Here is a 19,013-nt window from a genome sequence, read left to right as displayed (position 1 = left end):
ATTATACTTCCTCTGTTTCTACTACTTCGTTATCACCTTCAGCAACAGCTTCAGCAATTAACGCTTCAGTCTCTTCTTGAGACACAGGCTCTAAATCTTCACCATTTGCATCAGCTAATGCAGCTTTACCTTCATTCATTGCCGCAGCCATTTCGTTGCAGAATAAGTGAATTGATCTGATTGCATCATCATTACCTGGAATTGGTAAATCAACTACGTCTGGATCACAGTTAGTATCTAAAGGAGCTACAACAGTAATTCCTAATCTTCTAGCTTCAGCAATAGCAATTTTTTCTTTAACAGCATCAAGAACAAACATCATATCTGGAAGTTTGTGCATTTCTTTGATACCACCAAGGTATAATTCTAATTTTTCTTCTTTTCTAGAAAGCATTAAAGCTTCTTTTTTAGTTAAAAGATCTAATTGACCTTCTTCTCTCATTTTTTTAATAATTTCTAATTTTCTAATTGATTTTTTAATTGTTCCGAAGTTAGTTAACATTCCACCTAACCATCTATGGTTAACATATGGCATTCCACAAGAAATAGCAGCTTTTTTGATTGCTTCGCTAGCTTGTTTTTTAGTACCTACGAAAATCATTGTTTGACCTTCAGCAGCTCTGTCTCTAACAACATTATATGTATATCTGAAATATCTTAATGTTTTTTGTAAGTCAATAATATAAATATTTTTTCTTACACCGAAAATGAATTTTTTCATTTTTGGATTCCATCTTCTTGTTTGGTGTCCGAAGTGTACACCACATTCTAATAGGTCTTTCATTGTAACCATAGTAATTCTCCTTGAATTAATTGTATTTTTTGTAATAGGGTTTTGCCTCTGTATCCCTTAATGTCCAAATTTCTTTGGTCACAACCCGTACAAGGATTGATACATGTGAGGTTCTAATTAAAATTAGAGCCGTGATTATATCTGAGTTAAGTTTAATCTTAGTTTAATAGGAATATTTATCTATTAAAATATAATTTATAAGTAATTAGATAAAATCATGCCAGAAAAGTAAAAGGATATTAATTGAATTCTCGTGAAAAGATAAATAAATTAAAAGAAGAAATAGCAAAAGGTGTTATAGGACAAGAAGAAATGGTAAATTCCATTTTAATTGGACTTTTAACATCTGGACATATATTACTAGAAGGAGTTCCAGGTTTAGCTAAAACTACAACTGTAAAAGCTGTTGCTCTTGCCATTGATTTAAATTTTAAAAGAATCCAGTTTACTCCTGATTTATTGCCAAGTGATATTATTGGTGCTCAAATATTTGATATGAAAACGAGTGAATTCAAAATCAAAAAAGGTCCAATTTTTACAAATTTATTACTTGCAGATGAGATAAATAGAGCACCTGCAAAAGTACAATCAGCTTTGCTTGAAGTAATGCAAGAAAGACAAGTTACAATTGCTGATGATACTTTTAAAATAGAAGCTCCTTTTTTAGTTCTAGCTACTCAAAATCCAATAGAACAAGAAGGAGCTTATAGCTTACCTGAAGCCCAACTTGATAGATTTATGTTTAAAATTGTTGTTTCATATAATACAAAAGAACAAGAGTATGAAATAGCAAAAAGAGTTACAATGAACTCTTTTGAGCAAATAAATAAAGCAATAGATAAAAATGATTTAGAAGAATTAAAAAAAGAAGTTAAAGATATTCATATTGATAAAGAACTAGAAGATTATATTATTGATATTATTGATGCTTCACGAAATCCAAAAAATTATGGTCTAGATGATTTAGTTGATATTATTCATTTTGGTGCGAGTCCTAGAGCCACTATAGATATGTTTAAAGCTGTAAAAGCAAATGCATATTTAAGAGGAAATGATTATGTAAGTCCAATTGATATAGCAATGCTTGCTAAAGATATTTTAAGACATAGAATTATTTTATCTTATGAAGCAATGGCAAAAGAGATAAATGTAGATGATGTAATACAAAAAATCTTAGAAAAAATTGCAATTCCATAAAATATGAATCAAGCCTTAAAAAAAATACTTATAAAAACTAAAAAACAAGTTTTTTCAGAAATCATAGGAAATAATAGCACTAAGATAAAAGGTGAAGGTTATGATTTTTGTGAACTAAAAGAGTATGAATATGGAGAAGATGTTAAAAATATTGATTGGGTAATAAGTGCTAAAATGCAAAAACCTTATGTGAAAGTTTTTTATGCACAAAAAGAGTTAAATGTAAATATTGTTTCTTTTTTAAATGGATCTACTTATTTTGGAACTGATATTTTTAAACAAGAAATTATTATACAAATTGCAAGTGCTTTAGGATTTATTTGTGTAAAACAAGGAAATCCTTTTTCTTCATTTATTGCAAATGAAAATCTTGAAATTTGTACAAAAAAATCAAAGCAAATTTTTAATGTAAATTTTATGTCAGAACAAAAATACTATTACAATGTGATTGGAAAAAATATTAATTATGAAAAAATCACAAAAGAACTTTTTAAATCAATTCATCACAAATCTATGATTTTTTTAATTGGTGATTTTTTTGATATTGAAAAACTTGATTTAAAACTCCTTTGTCAAAAACATGAAGTAATAGCATTGATTGTAAGAGATAAATTTGAAGAAGCCCCAATAGAACTTGGAAATGTAAATTTTATTGATCCAAATAATAATAGAAGTTTCGAAGGTGTTTTAAATAAAAATACAGTTGAGACTTATATAAATAAAATAAAAGAAAATGACCATAAATTATATAATCACTTTCAAAATTGTGCTATAAGATTTACAAAAATATATACACACGAAGATCCAATAAAAAAACTAATAGGAGTTTTAAGATAATGAATGAAGATGTGTTATCAAAACTTCATGATATAAAAGAGTTAGAAAAAATACCAGATTATTCTATTTTTATTTTTTCTATTTTAATTTTTCTTGGAATTATCTTAGTTCTAACAAGTATATTTTTATTTATTAAATATTTAAAAAACAAAAAAACAAATGATAGAAAAACTTATTATAATATATTAAAAAATATAGATTTTTCTGATTCGAAAAAAGCTGCTTACACAATCACAAAATATTCAAGATTACTAGCAAGTAATGATAGAGAAAAAAAATTAGCAAATGAATTAATCGAAGACCTTGAATTCTTTAAATATAAAAAAGATGTTAAGAATATTGATAAAATGAGTAAGGCAAAGTTTTTAACTTTTATGGAAATTTTAGATGTTTAGTAATATTACTTTTGAGTATCCATACTTCTTACTTTTGATTATATTATTTGTTATTTGCTCAATTTATTGCAAAGCTAAAACTCCTACTTATTTAATACCCCATTTAAATATTTTTCAATTTGCAAACCAAAAATCAATGTTTGTTATAAATATTTTAAAATATATAGTAATTATATTTTCAATTATTGCATTAGCTTCACCTATAAAAATAAACGACACTATAATGCTTAAAAATAATGGAATAAATATACTTTTAAATTTAGATGCGAGTGGTTCTATGAAAGAACAAGATTTAGACAATAATTATTCAAAAAATCGTTTCGAAGTAGTAAAAGAAATTGTAAAAGAATTTATGAGTAAAAGAGTTGCTGATAATATAGGTGTTGTATTATTTGGTGATTCTGTTTTAATAGCAAGTCCTCTTAGCTTTGATAAAGAAGCACAAAAACAAATAATTGATTATTTAGATGTGGAAATGGCAGGACAAAAAACTGCATTTATTGATTCGCTTGCTGCTAGTATAAATATTCTAAAAGAGCAAAAAGCTAAATCAAATATTATAATATTGCTAAGTGATGGTGAAGATAATGCTAGCAAGATTCCCCTTGATGTTATAATTAAATTACTAAATAAATATAATATAAAAGCATATACAATAGGTATTGGAGATTTTAATCAAAATATTTTATACAAAATATCAAAAGAATCAAATGCAAAATCATATACAGCAATGTCAAAAGAAGATTTACTTATGATTTATGAAGATATAAATAAACTTGAGAAGTCGCAAATTGATCAAAATAAAATAATCTTAAAAGATTATTTATTTTTCTATCCATTATTTATAGCTGTTTTATCATTGATTTTACTTATTTATCTAAGAAATAAAGAATAATAATTTTATTAAGGTATAATTAAAATAGGAGATAATATGAAAACAAAAACATCATCGTACATTAAGATAACATCAGTTTATTTTTTATTTGGTGTATTATGGATCTATTTCTCTGATGCTGCTATTAATCTAGTTGTTTCTGATTTAGAAACTCTTAAGTTTTTACAAACTATAAAAGGTTGGTTATTTATATGTATATCATCCTTAATACTATTTTTCTTTTCTAAGCAACAATTCGAAAAAATACAAAATGAAACAGATCAATTAGCCAAAACAAAAGATTTATTAGAAACTATTATTGAAAATGCTCCAATATCTGTATTTTGGAAAGATTTAAATGGAGCATATATTGGAGCTAATTCAAAATTTTTAGAATTAATAAATTTACAAAACAGAAAAGATTTAATAGGTAAAAAAGATTCTGATCTTAATTTTCCAGAAAAAGAAGAATTTGTAAATGATGATAAGTTAATTATTGAAACAAAAAAAGCTAAATTAAATTATATAGAAAAAGTTACAGTTAAAAATAATATTGTAAAAATTGTAAATACCTCAAAAGTACCTTTGCTAAATTTTGAAGGAAATGTTATTGGGATTTTAGCTATTACTCAAGACATTACAGAACACACAGAAAATTTAAATTTATTAAAAGAGCAAGAACAACTACTAATTCAACAATCAAGACTAGCTTCAATGGGAGAAATGATTGCAAATATTGCCCATCAATGGAGACAACCTTTATCTATAATTTCTACTTTAGCAACAGGAATAAAACTTGAAAGAGAGTTGGGTATTTCAAATGATGAAAACGAGAATGAATCATTGGATATGATAAACCAAAATACTCAATATTTATCTAAAACTATTGATGATTTTAAAAATTTCTTTAAAAAAAGTAATTATACAAATACCATATACACTGATGATTTACTTGCTAGAACATTAAAATTAATTTCTTCAAGATTAAAAGATAATAATATCGAAATAATTTTGAATAATGAAAATGTTGAAATTGATACATATGAAAATGAATTAATTCAAATTTATATAAATATTCTAAACAACTCAATTGATGCTTTTATGGAAGTAAATTACAATAAATATATTTTTATAGAAACAAAAAAAGTAAATAGCCATTTAATAATTGAAATAAAAGACAATGCAGGTGGAATTGCAGATGATGTTATAGGGAAAGTATTTGAACCATATTTTAGTACAAAAGATGAAAAAAATGGTACTGGACTTGGTCTTTATATGTGTAATGAAATTGTTACTAAACATTTAAAAGGCACTATTAGTGTCCAAACTGTTATATTTGATTATTTAGAAAAAAATTATACAGGAGCCTCTTTTAAAATTACTCTTCAATTATAATTTTTATTCTGTGGAATAAAACTTGCATTCCTTTATAAAAAAGGATTTTTATGACACCTAATGAATATATTAAAGAGAATAAACTTGAATGGCAACCATCATTTAATGGTTCAATTTCATCTTCTTTAAATGCATATAGAGGCGCATTAATTGTAGAAGAAGGTAAAAAGTTATCTGAAACAAAAGTTATGCCACCAAAAGCTCAAGCAAAACAAGTTATTATGATTAGTGAAAATGATAAAGTTAAATTTTTTGCTTGTGAATTAGAAACATTTAATCACTTTGAACAATTTTTTGAAAAATATAAAAATTTCTTTGATAAAGAATCTATTATTATTCTTTATGTTATAGACCTAGATGGTAATGGCATTTTTGAATATGAAGGCATTAAATTTAATGCAATTATGTTATATGAAAATTCAGTTTGGAATGAAGTTTTAGATTTTGTATCTTTAGAAAAAAATGATTTAAAAAAACTCTCAAACGAAGATAAATTAATAACTATTTATGACCAATTAACTAATTTAGAAAAAGAGAATATAAATAAAACTTACGAAGAAATGAAAAATTTGATTGGTAATACGAAAAAATCTCTTATGGGTGCGGTTTAATAAACAAAGAGTAAAACTACTCTTTATTTAAAACTTTTAGAACTTCTTCTTTATCAGAAAAAGGAAATTTTTTATCATATATTGTTTGAGTTGACTCATCACCTTTTCCAAGGATTAATACTACACTATTCTCATCTGCCATAGCTATGGCTTTTTTTATAGCTTCTTTTCTATTTATCTCAACTTCAACACTTTTATGACTTTTGATTCCTTTTAGAATATCTTCAATAATCATATCAGGATCTTCAAATCTTGGATTATCACTTGTTACAATAATATGTTTTGAATAAGATGCCGCAACACTACCCATTAATGGTCTTTTTGCTTTATCTCTATCTCCCCCTGCTCCAAATACACAGATAATATCTTTTTCATTGAAGCTTTGTAAAACTTCTTTCATTCCATCAGGTGTATGGGCAAAATCAACAATAATTAAAGGATTTGAAGAAATAGTTTCCATTCTTCCACTAACACCTGCAAAGCCTTCAAGAGCTTCACAAATCTCATCTAAAGGCTTATTTGTAGTTATATGAACAGCAGCAACTGCTGCCATCAAATTATAAACATTAAAAATACCCATCATAGAAGATGAAAAAGAGTGCATAGTTCCAAAGTGAGAAAACATAACATGAGTTCCATTTTTAAAAGAGTATGCAGTTACTTTATAAGTTGAAGGATCATCTAGAGAATAGGCATATCCATTTTTAGAATTATATTTAACTATTTTATCATCTTTGTTAATTAATTTCTTACTATCATCTTCAAAAAATGAATTTTTAATTCTAATATATTCTTCAATAGTTTTATGATAATCAAGATGATCTCTTGTAATATTAGTATGAATTTTTAAAGCAAATTCTAAACCTTCAATTCTTTTTTGCTCAATTGCATGGGAACTAACTTCCATAACAAAAAAATCACATTCATTTTGTAATGCTTTTTGTATGTGTGCAAAATTTCCAATTTGAACAGGAGTTGTTAACGAATAATCTTCAACTCTTTCATCATTGATGAAAAATCCTCTTGTTCCTTGAAGTGCAACTTTATATCCTAAATCTAATAAAATAGAATATATTGCAGCTGCTGTTGTAGTTTTACCATTAGTTCCAGTGATTCCAATTATTTTTATAGATGAAAAATCAATATGATTTTTCAATTCACTTGAATCAATAATTTCTTTGCAACCATTAGCAATTGCATTTTCTTTAAACTTTTCATTTTGTTTTGAAACTACAAAAACAGAATTTTCATCTGCTTCTTTTGAATTATCCGTATAAACTTTATTATTTATGATTAATTGCAATTTTTTTCTCTTCTAATTTTTTATATAATTTTTCTATCTCTTGGTCATATGAAAAATATTCATTAAATCCATCAAGATATGTATAAGCTGTTGTATTAAAATCATTATCTATTAATTTAGTTACAAAATCAAAAAAATCATCTTTATTTTCAATTGCAACTTTTGTTGAAAACATAATATCTTCAAAAGCAATTCTAAAAGAACCTCTTGATTCTATAAGTTTTTTAAAATCTTCATATCTAATAGCATCTAATGATTCAATTGTTGAAGAACTTACTTCTTTTAGTATCTCCATCATTTTATCAATATCGCCATCATATGCGTTTATTACATCTTCTACATATCTTATTGCAACTTCTAGATTTTCATCTTTTACAACTACAAAATAATCATAAAGTGACATTGCTTTTTCTTCATCTTCACTTGCAATATCGCAAAATAATGCATATATTTGATACTCTTTATTATCTGGAAACTCTGATGATAGTTGTGAGTATAAAAACAAAGCTTTCTCAAATTTTCTTTGAGTAAAAAAAGAGTTCGCCACGTTTAATAATCTACTCTCATTTATCATTAAAATTCCTCTAATCTATTTTCCATACCTTGTGGTACATTAACTATTTGTAATTCAGGATGAATAGCAGCTTTTAGCTCTTTTTCAACAATATATTTTAATGTACTTCCACTAGCACTACAACCAACACATGCACCTTTTAATTGAACAAAAACTCTTGCATTTCTTATATCCAACAGTTCAATTGCTCCACCATCTCGTGCAAGCATTGGAGCAATTTTGTTTTTTATAATTGAACTTACAGGGTCTTGTAAATCTTCATCTGTAAATGGCATCATTTTATTTTACCTCTTTTGCTTTCTTCTTTACAAAATATATTCCAATAGCTGTTACTACTAAAATTACTGCTATTGTTTCAAATATAAATGTAAGTGTTACTTCTTCTTGAAACATTTTATTCCTAATTTAAAACTTCATCACATCTTTGACAAAGTGTGTCTTCTTCTAATGCTGTATATTTCCAACATCTAGGACATTTATGTGCATTTGCTTTATAAACTTCAAAAACATTTGTATCAACTTGGAAAGTTCCAAGTATATCAGAGTTTTGTTTATTTTTTGTTACAGAACTTACCAAGAACCAATCACTTGATTCTACTTCATCTAATGCTATTATATCCTCACAATTTGTATAAATCATTAATTCAAGTGTAGATTTTATAACTTTTTCTTTACTTAATGCATCTTTTATTTCTGAAAATTTCTCTTTTGCCGAGAATAAAACAGCTTCATTTATATTAATTTCTACATTTGGTAATACTACTTTTTCATAATCAAAGATATCTTCACAATCACCTTTTATAAAATTAGGTGCAAATGATAATAACTCATCCATAGTATATGTTAATATAGGAGCAATTGTTGATATTAATTTTTTAGCAATTAATGCCATTGCACTTTGAGATGCAAGTCTATGAATATCATTTTTATCATCACAATATAATCTATCTTTACAAACATCTAAATAAATACCAGATAAATCAACAACTAAGAAATTATTTAATTTATTTAAGCCTTTTGAAAATTCATATACATTAAACGCAGCTTCAATTTCATCAAATACTTTTTTAGCTTTATTTAAAACCCATCTATCTAAAGGTCCCATTTTATCTACAGATACAATCTCTTCTAAATCTGAAACATTTGCAAGTAAGAATCTTGCTGTATTTCTAATTTTTCTATAAAGTTCTGCATTTTGTTTTAAGATATTATCAGAAATTTTTAAATCAGATTGATAATCACTCATAGCAACCCAAAGTCTTAAAATTTCAGATCCGTACTCTTTTAAAACCTTATCAGGAGCAACAACATTTCCTTTAGATTTAGACATTTTTTCACCTTTTTCATCAACAGTGAATCCATGTGTTAAAATCGATTTAAAAGGAGCAATTTCGCTTGAAGCTAAAGTTGTTAAAAGTGAAGATTGAAACCAACCTCTATGTTGGTCACTTCCTTCTAAATACATATCAGCAGGGAAAGTTCCAGCATCATAGTTTCCGCTTCTTAAAACTGCATTTTGAGTTGAACCTGAATCAAACCATACATCTAAAATATCTACAGTTTTTTCTAAGTCTTCTGGATTCAATCCACTTTCTGGATATAGTAATTCTGAAATTTCTAAATCATACCAAGCATCACAACCTTTTTGTTCAAAAATCGTAGCTGTATAATTTAATACTTTTTCATCAAAAACAATTTCATCAGTTTTTTTATTTCTAAAAAATGCAATTGGAACACCCCAATCTCTTTGTCTTGAAATACACCAGTCAGGTCTTCCATCAAGCATAGCTTTTAATCTATTTCTTCCCCATTCAGGATAGAAAGTTAAATCCTCAACAACTTTAAGTGCATTTTCTCTTAATGTTTTGTTTTCTTTTCCATAATTATCATCAATAGAGATAAACCATTGTTTTGTAGCTCTAAAAATAATTGGTGTATGTGTTCTCCAACAATGTGGATATGAGTGTCTAATATCAACTCTTTTTAATAAAGCCTCACCTAATTCTTCTAAAATTAAATCATTTGCTTTAAATACATTTAATCCTAAATATTTTTCAGTATCTTTAAATAGTTTTTCTCTAATAATAGTTTCATCATATTTACCAAATGCATCAACAGGCATAATAACATCTAAACCATAGATTAAACCAACTTTATAGTCATCTTCTCCATGTCCAGGAGCCGTATGTACTGCACCTGTTCCAGAATCCATCATAACATGATCACCTAAAACAATTTTAGATTTTCTATCATTTAATGGATTAATTGCATTTGTATTTTCTAAATCTTTAGGATTAATAGTTTCAACAACTTCACCTTTGATTACTTCTTTTTCTATTAATGAATTATATAATTTACGAGCAACAATAAATTTATCACTTGTTTTTACATACTCTTCTTCACCATTAAGAGAAATACCTGTATTTGCAGGTAATGTCCAAGGAGTTGTAGTCCAAATAATAATACTTGCATCTAATTTTTCATGTTTAAATGCCACAAAAATTGATGGTGATGTTTTATCTTCATATTCAACTTCAGCTTCAGCTAAAGCAGTTTGAGCAGCCCATGACCAGTAAACAGGCTTACTTCTTTGAATCAATAAACCTTGTTTTGCAATTGCACATAATTCTCTATAAATGTTAGCTTCAAATTTAAAATCCATTGTTAAATAAGGATTTTCCCAATCTGCAATAACACCTAATTGTTTAAATTCATTTCTTTGAATATCAACAAACTTAGCAGCATGATCACGACAAAGTTGTCTAAGTTTTGATTTAGGAAGTATCTTTTTCTTTTCTGAACCTATTTTCTCTTCTACTTTTTGTTCAATTGGTAAACCATGACAATCCCACCCTGGAACATATCTAATTGATTTTCCCTCAAAATAATGAAATTTGTTAATAATATCTTTTAAAATTTTATTTAAAGCGTGACCAATGTGAATATTACCATTTGCATAAGGAGGTCCATCATGTAGTGTGAAAGATTCACAACCTACCCTATTTTTTTTCATCTTATCGTATACTTTTTGCTCGTCCCATTGCTTATATTTAACAGGCTCATTGTTTGGAAGATTTCCTCTCATTGGGAAATCAGTTTTTGGAAGTAGTAAACTCTCTTTATAATCCATTATAACACCTTCATTATTCAAAATATTTATAGTTTTTCATTAAATCGTAGATTATATCTAATTTAATTTAAAACTATATTTATCAATAAAAAATCAAATGACTTTTTTTAAACATATTGTACAATATATGTACAATCATATATATACTATATAAATTAGGTGTTACTAAAATCTATAAATTATTTACTAATTGCACAATTTTGTGTTTTATTTATGCAAAATATAAAAATTATATGATAGAATCATCAGATATTTCACAAAAACATAGGAATGCTAAATGAACGAAAAACACTATGAAGTCGTAATTGTAGGTGGGGGAATCTCTGGAGCTGCTTTATTTTATGAGCTTGCTAAATACTCAACTGCAAAAAACATCTGTTTACTAGAAAAATATGAAGATCTTGCAACTTTGAACTCAAAAGGTACAAGTAACTCTCAAACAATTCACGTAGGTGATATTGAAACTAACTATACATTGTCTAAGGCTAAAATTACAAAAAGAACTGCAAAAATGATTGAAAAGTTCTGTTTACAATATGATTTACAAGACAAAATTATGTTTAAACACCAAAAAATGGCTTTAGGTGTAGGTGAAAAAGAAGTTGAGTTTATTACAAAAAGATATAATGAATTTAAAGAAGTTTTTCCTTATTTAGAATTATGGGATAAAGAAACTTTAAGAGAATTAGAGCCTAAATTAGTTTATGCTGATAAAGAACAAACTAAAGATAGACCAGAACCAATCGTAGCAATGGGAGCTAAAGATCAATATACAACAGTTGACTTTGGTGCTATGACAAAAGAATTAGCAAAAGCTGGACAAAATGCTGATAGTACAAAAACAACTGATATTTTCTTTAACTCTGAAGTTGAAGATATTGAAAAAGTTGGAGACAAATATAAATTAACTACTGTTAATGGAACTGTTTATACGGCTGATTTCGTAGTAGTAAATGCTGGTGCTCACTCATTATTCTTAGCTCATAAAATGGGTTATGGAAAACATATGGGTTCTTTATCAATGGCTGGATCATTTTATATTACAAATGGTGAGTTCTTAAATGGTAAAGTTTATATGGTACAAAATGATAAATTACCATTTGCTGCACTTCATGGAGATCCGGATATCTTAGAAAATGGAAAAACTAGATTTGGACCAACTGCACTTGCATTACTTGTTCTTGAAAGATACAAAGGTGGTAAATCAATATTCCAATGTTTAAAAACAATGAATATTGATGGAAGTATTTTAAAAATCTTCTGGGATTTATTAAAAGATTCTGAAATTAGAAACTATGTATTTAAAAACTTCTTATTTGAAGTTCCAGGAATAAACAAAGGTTTATTCGTTAAAGATGCAAGAAAAATCGTTCCTTCTTTAACTGTTGATGATTTAGAATATGCAAAAGGATTTGGTGGTGTTAGACCTCAAGTTCTTAATAAAACTGAGAAAAAACTAATGCTTGGTGAAGCTTCACTAAGTGAAGGTAAAGGAATCATCTTTAATATGACTCCATCTCCAGGGGCAACTTCTTGTTTAGGAAATGCAGAAAGAGATATTAAAGTTGTTTGTGAATATTTAAATTTAGAATTTGATGAAGCTGCTTTCTTAGCTGATTTAACAGATCCTGAAATAGCTTAAATTTTTTCTACAATTAATAAAATATAATAAGAGTTCAACTCTTATTATATTTAATACTTATTCCAATAAATAAATCTACTTAAATTATCTTCTTCTTAATAATAATTAATTAAAATAGCCATATAAATTAATTTTAAAGGCTATAAACCATGTATAATGATATTTTCAATAACAATGATATGATAAAACTTCAAGAGCTTTTAAGAGCAAATAAACAAACAATAACAAGTGCTGAATCATGTACAGGTGGATTAGTAGCATCAATGATTACAAAAATAGCAGGATCTTCTGATATTTTTAATGGAAGTATAGTTACCTACTCAAATAAAATAAAAAATCAAGAATTAAAAGTGAAAAATGAAACTTTAGAGAATTTTGGAGCAGTAAGTTGTGAAGTTGTTAGTGAAATGCTAGAGGGTGTAATTAGCAAATTTGAAGCTGATTATGCCATTGCGATATCAGGAATTGCCGGTCCAACAGGTGACACAAAAAACAAACCTGTGGGCACTGTAGTAATTGGTATTAGTGACTCAAAGTACCATAAAAACGTAAATATACACTACTTTAAAGGTTCAAGAGAGGAAGTACAAATACAAGCAGCAAAACACTCCTTGAAAGAAATTTTAAAATTTCTTCAAAATACTCTTGACAAATAAATTAAAAGCTATTATAATTCCAGTCCAATTTAAGTAGAACAACTTAAAAAGGGCAAACAAATGTGACCCGTTAGCTCAGCCGGTAGAGCATCTCACTTTTAATGAGGGGGCCGATGGTTCGAATCCATCACGGGTCACCATTTATTTATTGTTGCAATCTTGGCCCCTTCATCTAACGGTTAGGATTCATGGTTTTCATCCATGCCACAGGGGTTCAAATCCCCTAGGGGTCACCAAGCCTTTTGCAACAAATTGGTCGATTAGCTCAGTTGGTAGAGCGCTACCCTTACAAGGTAGATGTCATAAGTTCGAGTCTTATATCGACCACCACTTTTTTAAAAGTTATAAAATGCAGTAGCATTAGATTTTTAAAAATATTTTTTGTGACTTCTGTTTATTTAGTATAAACAGTATTTTTAAGCGCGGTAGTAGTTTAGTTGGTTAGAACGCCTGCCTGTCACGCAGGAGGTCGAGGGTTCGAGTCCCTTCTACCGCGCCACTTTTTATTTTGTTTATGTGACCCGTTAGCTCAGCCGGTAGAGCATCTCACTTTTAATGAGGGGGCCGATGGTTCGAATCCATCACGGGTCACCATTTATTTATTGTTGCAATCTTGGCCCCTTCATCTAACGGTTAGGATTCATGGTTTTCATCCATGCCACAGGGGTTCAAATCCCCTAGGGGTCACCAAGCCTTTTGCAACAAATTGGTCGATTAGCTCAGTTGGTAGAGCGCTACCCTTACAAGGTAGATGTCATAAGTTCGAGTCTTATATCGACCACCACTTTTTTAAAAGTTATAAAATGCAGTAGCATTAGATTTTTAAAAATATTTTTTGTGACTTCTGTTTATTTAGTATAAACAGTATTTTTTAAGTGCGGTTGTAGTTTAGTTGGTTAGAATGCCTGCCTGTCACGCAGGAGGTCGAGGGTTCGAGTCCCTTCAACCGCGCCACTTATTTAATTTCTTCAAAAGAAAATCCTTATATAAAATCTGATATTATCTTACCTTTAAAATAAAAGGTTATCACATGTTAAAAGCAAAAAGTCTCTATCATTTAATTGTCTATAGTATATTATTTATTGTAGTCCTAATATCTTTTTTTACTTTTATAATTATTAACAATGCCCATGATGAACTTCAAGATAAAACAGAAAACCTTAAAACAGATTATACGAACAGTCAAAAAGAATTATTAAAAAATGACGTTAATTCAATAATTAGTTTTATTAAATATTATGATAACAAATATAAAAAAACAAAAACTCAAGAAACAATAAAAAAAGAAGTTTTAGAAGCGCTTCATGAGCTAAGAGTTGACAATATAAACGAATATCTTTTCATATATGATTTTAATGGAGTAAGTTTATACTCACCAATTTCAAAAGATAAAGAAGGTCATCGATATCTTGAATTAAAAGATAAAGAAGGAAGGGAAGTAATAAAAGAGTTAATTAATATATCACAAAAACCTAATGGTGGATATATAGAATACCTTTGGTATAAATTAGCTATTTTTAAAGATGCAAAAAAAATTTCTTATGCAAATTCATATAAAGAATGGAACTGGACGATTGGGAGAGGTGTATATTTAGATGAGATTGATAAGTTAGTAAAAGAAAAAGAAGATGAATATAATCAAAAGATTTCAAATTATACACTTCAAATTACATCTCTTACAATTATGCTTGTTTTATACTCAATATTTATTTATAAAAATGCTACTATTTTAATAGTAAATGATGTTAAAGAAATAGGTAAATATTTTAAAGAATCACAAAAGAATGATAATCCAATAAATCAAAATAGAATTATATTTGGAGAGTTTAAAGTAATTGCAAACTATGCAACTGATGCTATGAATAATATAAAATTAAAAACTCATATGTTAGAAGACTTAAATAAAAATCTTGAGTATAATGTATCTGAAAAGACTAAAGAGCTAACAAAATTAATTGAATCTCAAAAAACATTTATAAAAAATTCTGTTCATGAAATAAATACTCCTTTAGCAATAATACAAACAAATATAGATTTATTAAAAATGAAAATTCCAAATAACAAATATATTACAAATATAGAATCTGGTTCTAAAATTATTCAATATATTTATGATGACTTATCATATTTGATAAAAAGAGATAGAGTAATCTACGAAAAAGAATATTTAGATTTTAGTAAAATATTATTTGAAAGATTAAGTTATTTCGAAGAAATTGCCGTATCTAATTCATTATATTTTATAAATAATATCGATGAAGACATGTATATTAAATTTAATAATACTGAATTACAAAGAATTATTGATAATAATTTATCCAATGCAATAAAATATTCCTATGCAAAATCGCCAATATTTGTAAAACTAGAGTATTTAAATGATACTGAAATTGAATTTAGTGTTACAACCCATTCTAAAGAAATAGAATCAGTAGAAAAAATCTTTGATGATTTTTATAGAGAAAATTCAGCTCGAGGTGGTTTTGGATTAGGACTAAAAATAGTAAAAGATATTTGTGATAAAAATTTAGTTATAATTAACCTTCAATCTAATGAAAAAAAGACAAAATTTACTTATAGGTTTAGAATAAATGAAAATACTACTGCTTGAAGATGAGCTAATGCTTAATAATGCGATTAGCGAGTATTTGAAAAATATAGGACATATGGTTGAAAGTTTTTGTGATGGACAAGAAGTATTGAATACAATTAATAACTCTTATGATTTATTGGTTCTTGATATAAATGTTCCAACAAAAGATGGTTTTGAAATATTAACTGAATTAAATAGACAAAAAATATATATTCCAACTATATTTATTTCAGCTCTTATAGATATAGAAGATATTAGTAAGGCATATAATCTTGGATGTAGAGAATATATCAAAAAACCTTTTCATCTTGGTGAATTAGGCATTAAAATCAATCAAATATTAAAAAAAGAACAAAATAATACTTCACATATTAAGTTTTCAGAAAATTATTCTTATGCAAAAGATAAACAAACTCTATATTTTAATGGAGAACCTCAAAATTTAACTAAAAAACAGTTAGAAATCATACATATTTTAGCTCTTAATATTAATATGATTGTAGACTTTGAAAGATTCAGAATGGATATCTGGGATGGAGAAATTATTGACAACCCAACAATAAGAGCTGAAATTTCTAGGTTAAAAAAAGCATTAAAAGAAGATTTCATAAAAAACATAAGAGGTCTTGGATATAAAATAGACAGATACTACTCTGTTTAAAGCCCTATTTAAAGGGCTTTATCTTCACTAAAAACATTAATTCATAAAAAATAATCATAAAATTCATAAAAAAAATTCAATTGCTATCTTTTTGCTATTCACTACTATTATAATTTCAATGTTAACTTATTAAACAATTTATTTTGTTTGATATGAAAAATTTTGAAGGAGAGCAAAATGAGTCCAGAAAAAGCACAAGCATACTGGAAAGAAAATATTTCTATGATCATTAAACTACTTGTAGTTTGGTTCGTAGTTTCTTTTGGTTGTGGAATTTTATTTATCAACGAACTTAACGCTATTGAAATAAGTGGAGTTAAACTAGGTTATTGGTTTGCACAACAAGGTGCAATTTATGTATTTGTTATTTTAATTTTTGTTTACGTAAAAGTAATGACAGGAATTGATGAAAAATACGGCGTTCACGAATAAGGGGTAGGAAATATGGAATTACAATCATTAATTTACCTATTCGTAGGTGTTTCGTTCGCAGTTTATATTGGTATTGCACTTTGGGCAAAAGCTGGTTCAACTAAGGATTTCTATGTTGCAGGTGGTGGAGTTCACCCTGTTGCAAATGGTATGGCAACAGCGGCAGACTGGATGTCAGCAGCTTCTTTCATCTCATTAGCAGGTATCATTTCTTTTAAAGGTTCTGATGGTGGTGCTTACTTAATGGGATGGACTGGTGGATACGTTCTACTAGCTATGTTATTAGCTCCATATTTAAGAAAATTTGGTAAATTTACTGTTCCTGACTTCGTTGGAGATAGATATTATTCGGATACGGCAAGATTAGTTGCGGTTATTGGTGTTATTTTCGTTTCGTTCACTTATGTTGCTGGACAAATGAGAGGGGTTGGTATCGTATTCTCAAGATTCTTACAAGTTGATGTAAATACAGGTGTACTTATTGGTATGGCTATTGTATTCTTCTACTCAGTTCTTGGTGGTATGAAAGGTATTACATATACACAAGTTGCTCAATATGTTGTTATGATTTTTGCATATATGATTCCTGCAATCTTCTTATCATTACAAGTAACTGATACATTCTTACCACAATTAGGTATTTTTGCTACAACTACATTTGCATTTAGTAATGGTGTACAAGTTATTCCTGAAGGAACTTATCTTTTACATGCACTTGATCAATCTTTAGTTGACTTAGGTTTTGCAGAATATACTAAGCCAGGTAACTTATGGAACATGTTTATGTTAACAACTGCATTAATGTTAGGAACTGCTGGTTTACCACACGTTATTGTTAGATTCTTTACAGTACCAACTGTTAAAGATGCAAGAGTATCTGCTGGTTGGGCATTAGTATTTATTGCAATTATGTATACAACTATTTCTTCTGTTGCTTCTTTCTCAAGAATCAACTTAATTAAAAACGTTCAAAATGTTGAGTATAGCGCATTTGTTAATAATGAGTTAAAACATCCAAATGGTGATGCTAACAATGGTAAATGGTTCAAAACTTGGGAACAAGGTGGATTATTAGCATGGACTGATAGAAATGGCGATGGAAAAATTCAATATGCTAAAGGTGATGCATTTACAGCTGCTAAAGGTAAACCTGAATTTGATGGAACTAAAGTTGGTACAAATGGTGAAAGATTAACTACTAATCCAAAACCTGCTGAAAACACTGGTAAAATTGAAAATGAAATTTATGTTGACGTAGATATCATGGTTCTTGCGAATCCTGAAATTGCTAACTTACCTAACTGGGTTATTGCATTTATTGCAGCCGGTGGTCTTGCAGCAGCATTATCAACAGCAGCTGGATTATTACTTGTAATTGCTTCAGCTATTTCACACGATTTAATGGGTCAAGTTATATTTAAAGATAAAAAAACTGGAAAATCTACATTAAACGAAAAAACTGAGTTAATGTGGGCAAGAGTATCAGCTGTAGTTGCTATTGCAATTGCTGGTTACTTAGGAATCAACCCTCCAGGTTTCGTTGCACAAGTTGTTGCTTTTGCATTCGGTCTTGCAGCAGCAGCGTTCTTCCCTACAATTATCCTTGGGGTATTTGATAAAAGAATGAACAAAGAAGGTGCAATTGCAGGTATCCTTGTTGGTCTATTCTTTACATTTGGATACATTGTATACTTTGTATTCTTAGGTGGAAGCAAAGAAGATTACTTATTTGGAATTGATCCAACTGGTATAGGAACTATTGGTACATTATTACACCTAATAGTTGCATTCGTTGTATCTAGAATGACTCCTCCGCCTCCTGAACATATTCAAGAGTTAGTTGAGAACATTAGAATTCCTTCTGGTGCTGGTGAAGCAGTAGATCACTAAAAAAACAAACTAACAAAGTATACCTTCGGG

17 protein-coding genes and 8 tRNA genes are annotated in these 19,013 nt (G+C 27.9%); 20 read left to right on the top strand and 5 right to left on the bottom strand.

Annotation, left to right across the window (positions count from 1 at the left end):
- Position 1 precedes the first annotated feature (1 nt).
- Positions 2 to 793 (bottom strand): 30S ribosomal protein S2, encoded by a 792-nt coding sequence (gene rpsB, locus AACT_RS03940; RefSeq protein WP_172125153.1) that lies wholly within the window; start codon positions 791 to 793, stop codon positions 2 to 4.
- 243 nt (positions 794 to 1,036) lie between these two features.
- On the opposite strand from rpsB, the gene AACT_RS03935 reads away from it, so the two are divergent.
- The 6 genes from AACT_RS03935 to AACT_RS03910 are packed head-to-tail and all read left to right on the top strand — an operon-like array spanning position 1,037 to position 6,102.
- Positions 1,037 to 1,990: an AAA family ATPase gene (locus tag AACT_RS03935; protein WP_228720534.1), complete on the top strand. Its 954-nt coding sequence runs from the start codon at positions 1,037 to 1,039 to the stop codon at positions 1,988 to 1,990.
- 3 nt (positions 1,991 to 1,993) lie between these two features.
- Positions 1,994 to 2,827, top strand: a complete 834-nt coding sequence (locus tag AACT_RS03930; protein ID WP_172125151.1) for a DUF58 domain-containing protein — start codon at positions 1,994 to 1,996, stop codon at positions 2,825 to 2,827.
- The gene (locus AACT_RS03925) at positions 2,827 to 3,222 is read left to right on the top strand and encodes a hypothetical protein (protein ID WP_172125149.1); all 396 of its coding nucleotides are present in this window, start codon (positions 2,827 to 2,829) and stop codon (positions 3,220 to 3,222) included. Before AACT_RS03930 ends, AACT_RS03925 begins: the two co-directional genes overlap by 1 nt.
- A complete protein-coding gene (locus AACT_RS03920) occupies positions 3,215 to 4,117 on the top strand; it encodes a VWA domain-containing protein (RefSeq protein WP_172125147.1) in 903 nt (300 codons plus the stop codon). The genes AACT_RS03925 and AACT_RS03920 overlap by 8 nt, the downstream gene beginning before the upstream one ends.
- A gap of 36 nt (positions 4,118 to 4,153) precedes the next feature.
- Positions 4,154 to 5,491, top strand: coding sequence for a PAS domain-containing sensor histidine kinase (locus AACT_RS03915; protein WP_172125145.1), 1,338 nt, complete (start codon positions 4,154 to 4,156; stop codon positions 5,489 to 5,491).
- Between the two features lie 50 nt (positions 5,492 to 5,541).
- Positions 5,542 to 6,102, top strand: a complete 561-nt coding sequence (locus tag AACT_RS03910) for a hypothetical protein (protein WP_172125143.1) — start codon at positions 5,542 to 5,544, stop codon at positions 6,100 to 6,102.
- 16 nt (positions 6,103 to 6,118) lie between these two features.
- Here AACT_RS03910 and AACT_RS03905 read toward each other — a convergent pair whose 3' ends face one another.
- The 4 genes from AACT_RS03905 to ileS form a co-directional block, all read right to left on the bottom strand.
- The gene (locus AACT_RS03905; RefSeq protein WP_172125141.1) at positions 6,119 to 7,405 is read right to left on the bottom strand and encodes a UDP-N-acetylmuramoyl-L-alanyl-D-glutamate--2,6-diaminopimelate ligase; all 1,287 of its coding nucleotides are present in this window, start codon (positions 7,403 to 7,405) and stop codon (positions 6,119 to 6,121) included.
- Positions 7,386 to 7,979 carry a hypothetical protein gene (locus AACT_RS03900; RefSeq protein ID WP_172125139.1) on the bottom strand — a complete coding sequence of 198 codons (594 nt, stop codon included), beginning with the start codon at positions 7,977 to 7,979 and terminating at the stop codon, positions 7,386 to 7,388. The genes AACT_RS03905 and AACT_RS03900 overlap by 20 nt, the downstream gene beginning before the upstream one ends.
- Positions 7,979 to 8,257 carry a NifU family protein gene (locus tag AACT_RS03895; RefSeq protein ID WP_172125137.1) on the bottom strand — a complete coding sequence of 93 codons (279 nt, stop codon included), beginning with the start codon at positions 8,255 to 8,257 and terminating at the stop codon, positions 7,979 to 7,981. Before AACT_RS03895 ends, AACT_RS03900 begins: the two co-directional genes overlap by 1 nt.
- 122 nt (positions 8,258 to 8,379) lie before the next feature.
- Positions 8,380 to 11,109, bottom strand: a complete 2,730-nt coding sequence (ileS, locus tag AACT_RS03890; RefSeq protein WP_172125135.1) for an isoleucine--tRNA ligase — start codon at positions 11,107 to 11,109, stop codon at positions 8,380 to 8,382.
- A 277-nt stretch (positions 11,110 to 11,386) separates the two neighbouring features.
- On the opposite strand from ileS, the gene AACT_RS03885 reads away from it, so the two are divergent.
- From AACT_RS03885 to AACT_RS03820, 14 genes are all read left to right on the top strand, one after another.
- Positions 11,387 to 12,751, top strand: a complete 1,365-nt coding sequence (locus tag AACT_RS03885; protein ID WP_172125133.1) for an FAD-dependent oxidoreductase — start codon at positions 11,387 to 11,389, stop codon at positions 12,749 to 12,751.
- Between the two features lie 149 nt (positions 12,752 to 12,900).
- Positions 12,901 to 13,407 (top strand): CinA family protein, encoded by a 507-nt coding sequence (locus AACT_RS03880; RefSeq protein ID WP_172125131.1) that lies wholly within the window; start codon positions 12,901 to 12,903, stop codon positions 13,405 to 13,407.
- A 64-nt stretch (positions 13,408 to 13,471) separates the two neighbouring features.
- Positions 13,472 to 13,547: transfer RNA gene (locus tag AACT_RS03875), tRNA-Lys, on the top strand.
- Positions 13,548 to 13,568: 21 nt separating this feature from the next.
- A tRNA-Glu gene (locus tag AACT_RS03870) sits at positions 13,569 to 13,643 on the top strand.
- Positions 13,644 to 13,661: 18 nt separating this feature from the next.
- Positions 13,662 to 13,737 (top strand) — tRNA-Val (locus AACT_RS03865).
- Positions 13,738 to 13,829: 92 nt separating this feature from the next.
- Positions 13,830 to 13,906, top strand: a tRNA-Asp gene (locus tag AACT_RS03860).
- Between the two features lie 19 nt (positions 13,907 to 13,925).
- Positions 13,926 to 14,001: transfer RNA gene (locus tag AACT_RS03855), tRNA-Lys, on the top strand.
- Positions 14,002 to 14,022: 21 nt separating this feature from the next.
- A tRNA-Glu gene (locus AACT_RS03850) sits at positions 14,023 to 14,097 on the top strand.
- Positions 14,098 to 14,115: 18 nt separating this feature from the next.
- Positions 14,116 to 14,191: transfer RNA gene (locus AACT_RS03845), tRNA-Val, on the top strand.
- 93 nt (positions 14,192 to 14,284) lie between these two features.
- Positions 14,285 to 14,361: transfer RNA gene (locus AACT_RS03840), tRNA-Asp, on the top strand.
- 76 nt (positions 14,362 to 14,437) lie between these two features.
- A complete protein-coding gene (locus AACT_RS03835) occupies positions 14,438 to 16,018 on the top strand; it encodes a sensor histidine kinase (RefSeq protein ID WP_172125129.1) in 1,581 nt (526 codons plus the stop codon).
- Complete coding sequence (locus tag AACT_RS03830; RefSeq protein ID WP_172125127.1) at positions 15,999 to 16,661, top strand: response regulator transcription factor; 663 nt, start codon at positions 15,999 to 16,001, stop codon at positions 16,659 to 16,661. The genes AACT_RS03835 and AACT_RS03830 overlap by 20 nt, the downstream gene beginning before the upstream one ends.
- 177 nt (positions 16,662 to 16,838) lie before the next feature.
- Positions 16,839 to 17,093, top strand: coding sequence for a DUF4212 domain-containing protein (locus tag AACT_RS03825; RefSeq protein ID WP_172125125.1), 255 nt, complete (start codon positions 16,839 to 16,841; stop codon positions 17,091 to 17,093).
- A 12-nt stretch (positions 17,094 to 17,105) separates the two neighbouring features.
- Positions 17,106 to 18,983 carry a sodium:solute symporter family protein gene (locus tag AACT_RS03820; protein ID WP_172125123.1) on the top strand — a complete coding sequence of 626 codons (1,878 nt, stop codon included), beginning with the start codon at positions 17,106 to 17,108 and terminating at the stop codon, positions 18,981 to 18,983.
- Positions 18,984 to 19,013: the final 30 nt, after the last annotated feature.

Source organism: Arcobacter acticola (assembly GCF_013177675.1).
Lineage (GTDB): Bacteria > Campylobacterota > Campylobacteria > Campylobacterales > Arcobacteraceae > Aliarcobacter > Aliarcobacter acticola.
Note: the sequence above shows the minus strand (reverse complement) of the source record. Positions and strands in the feature narration are given on the sequence as shown.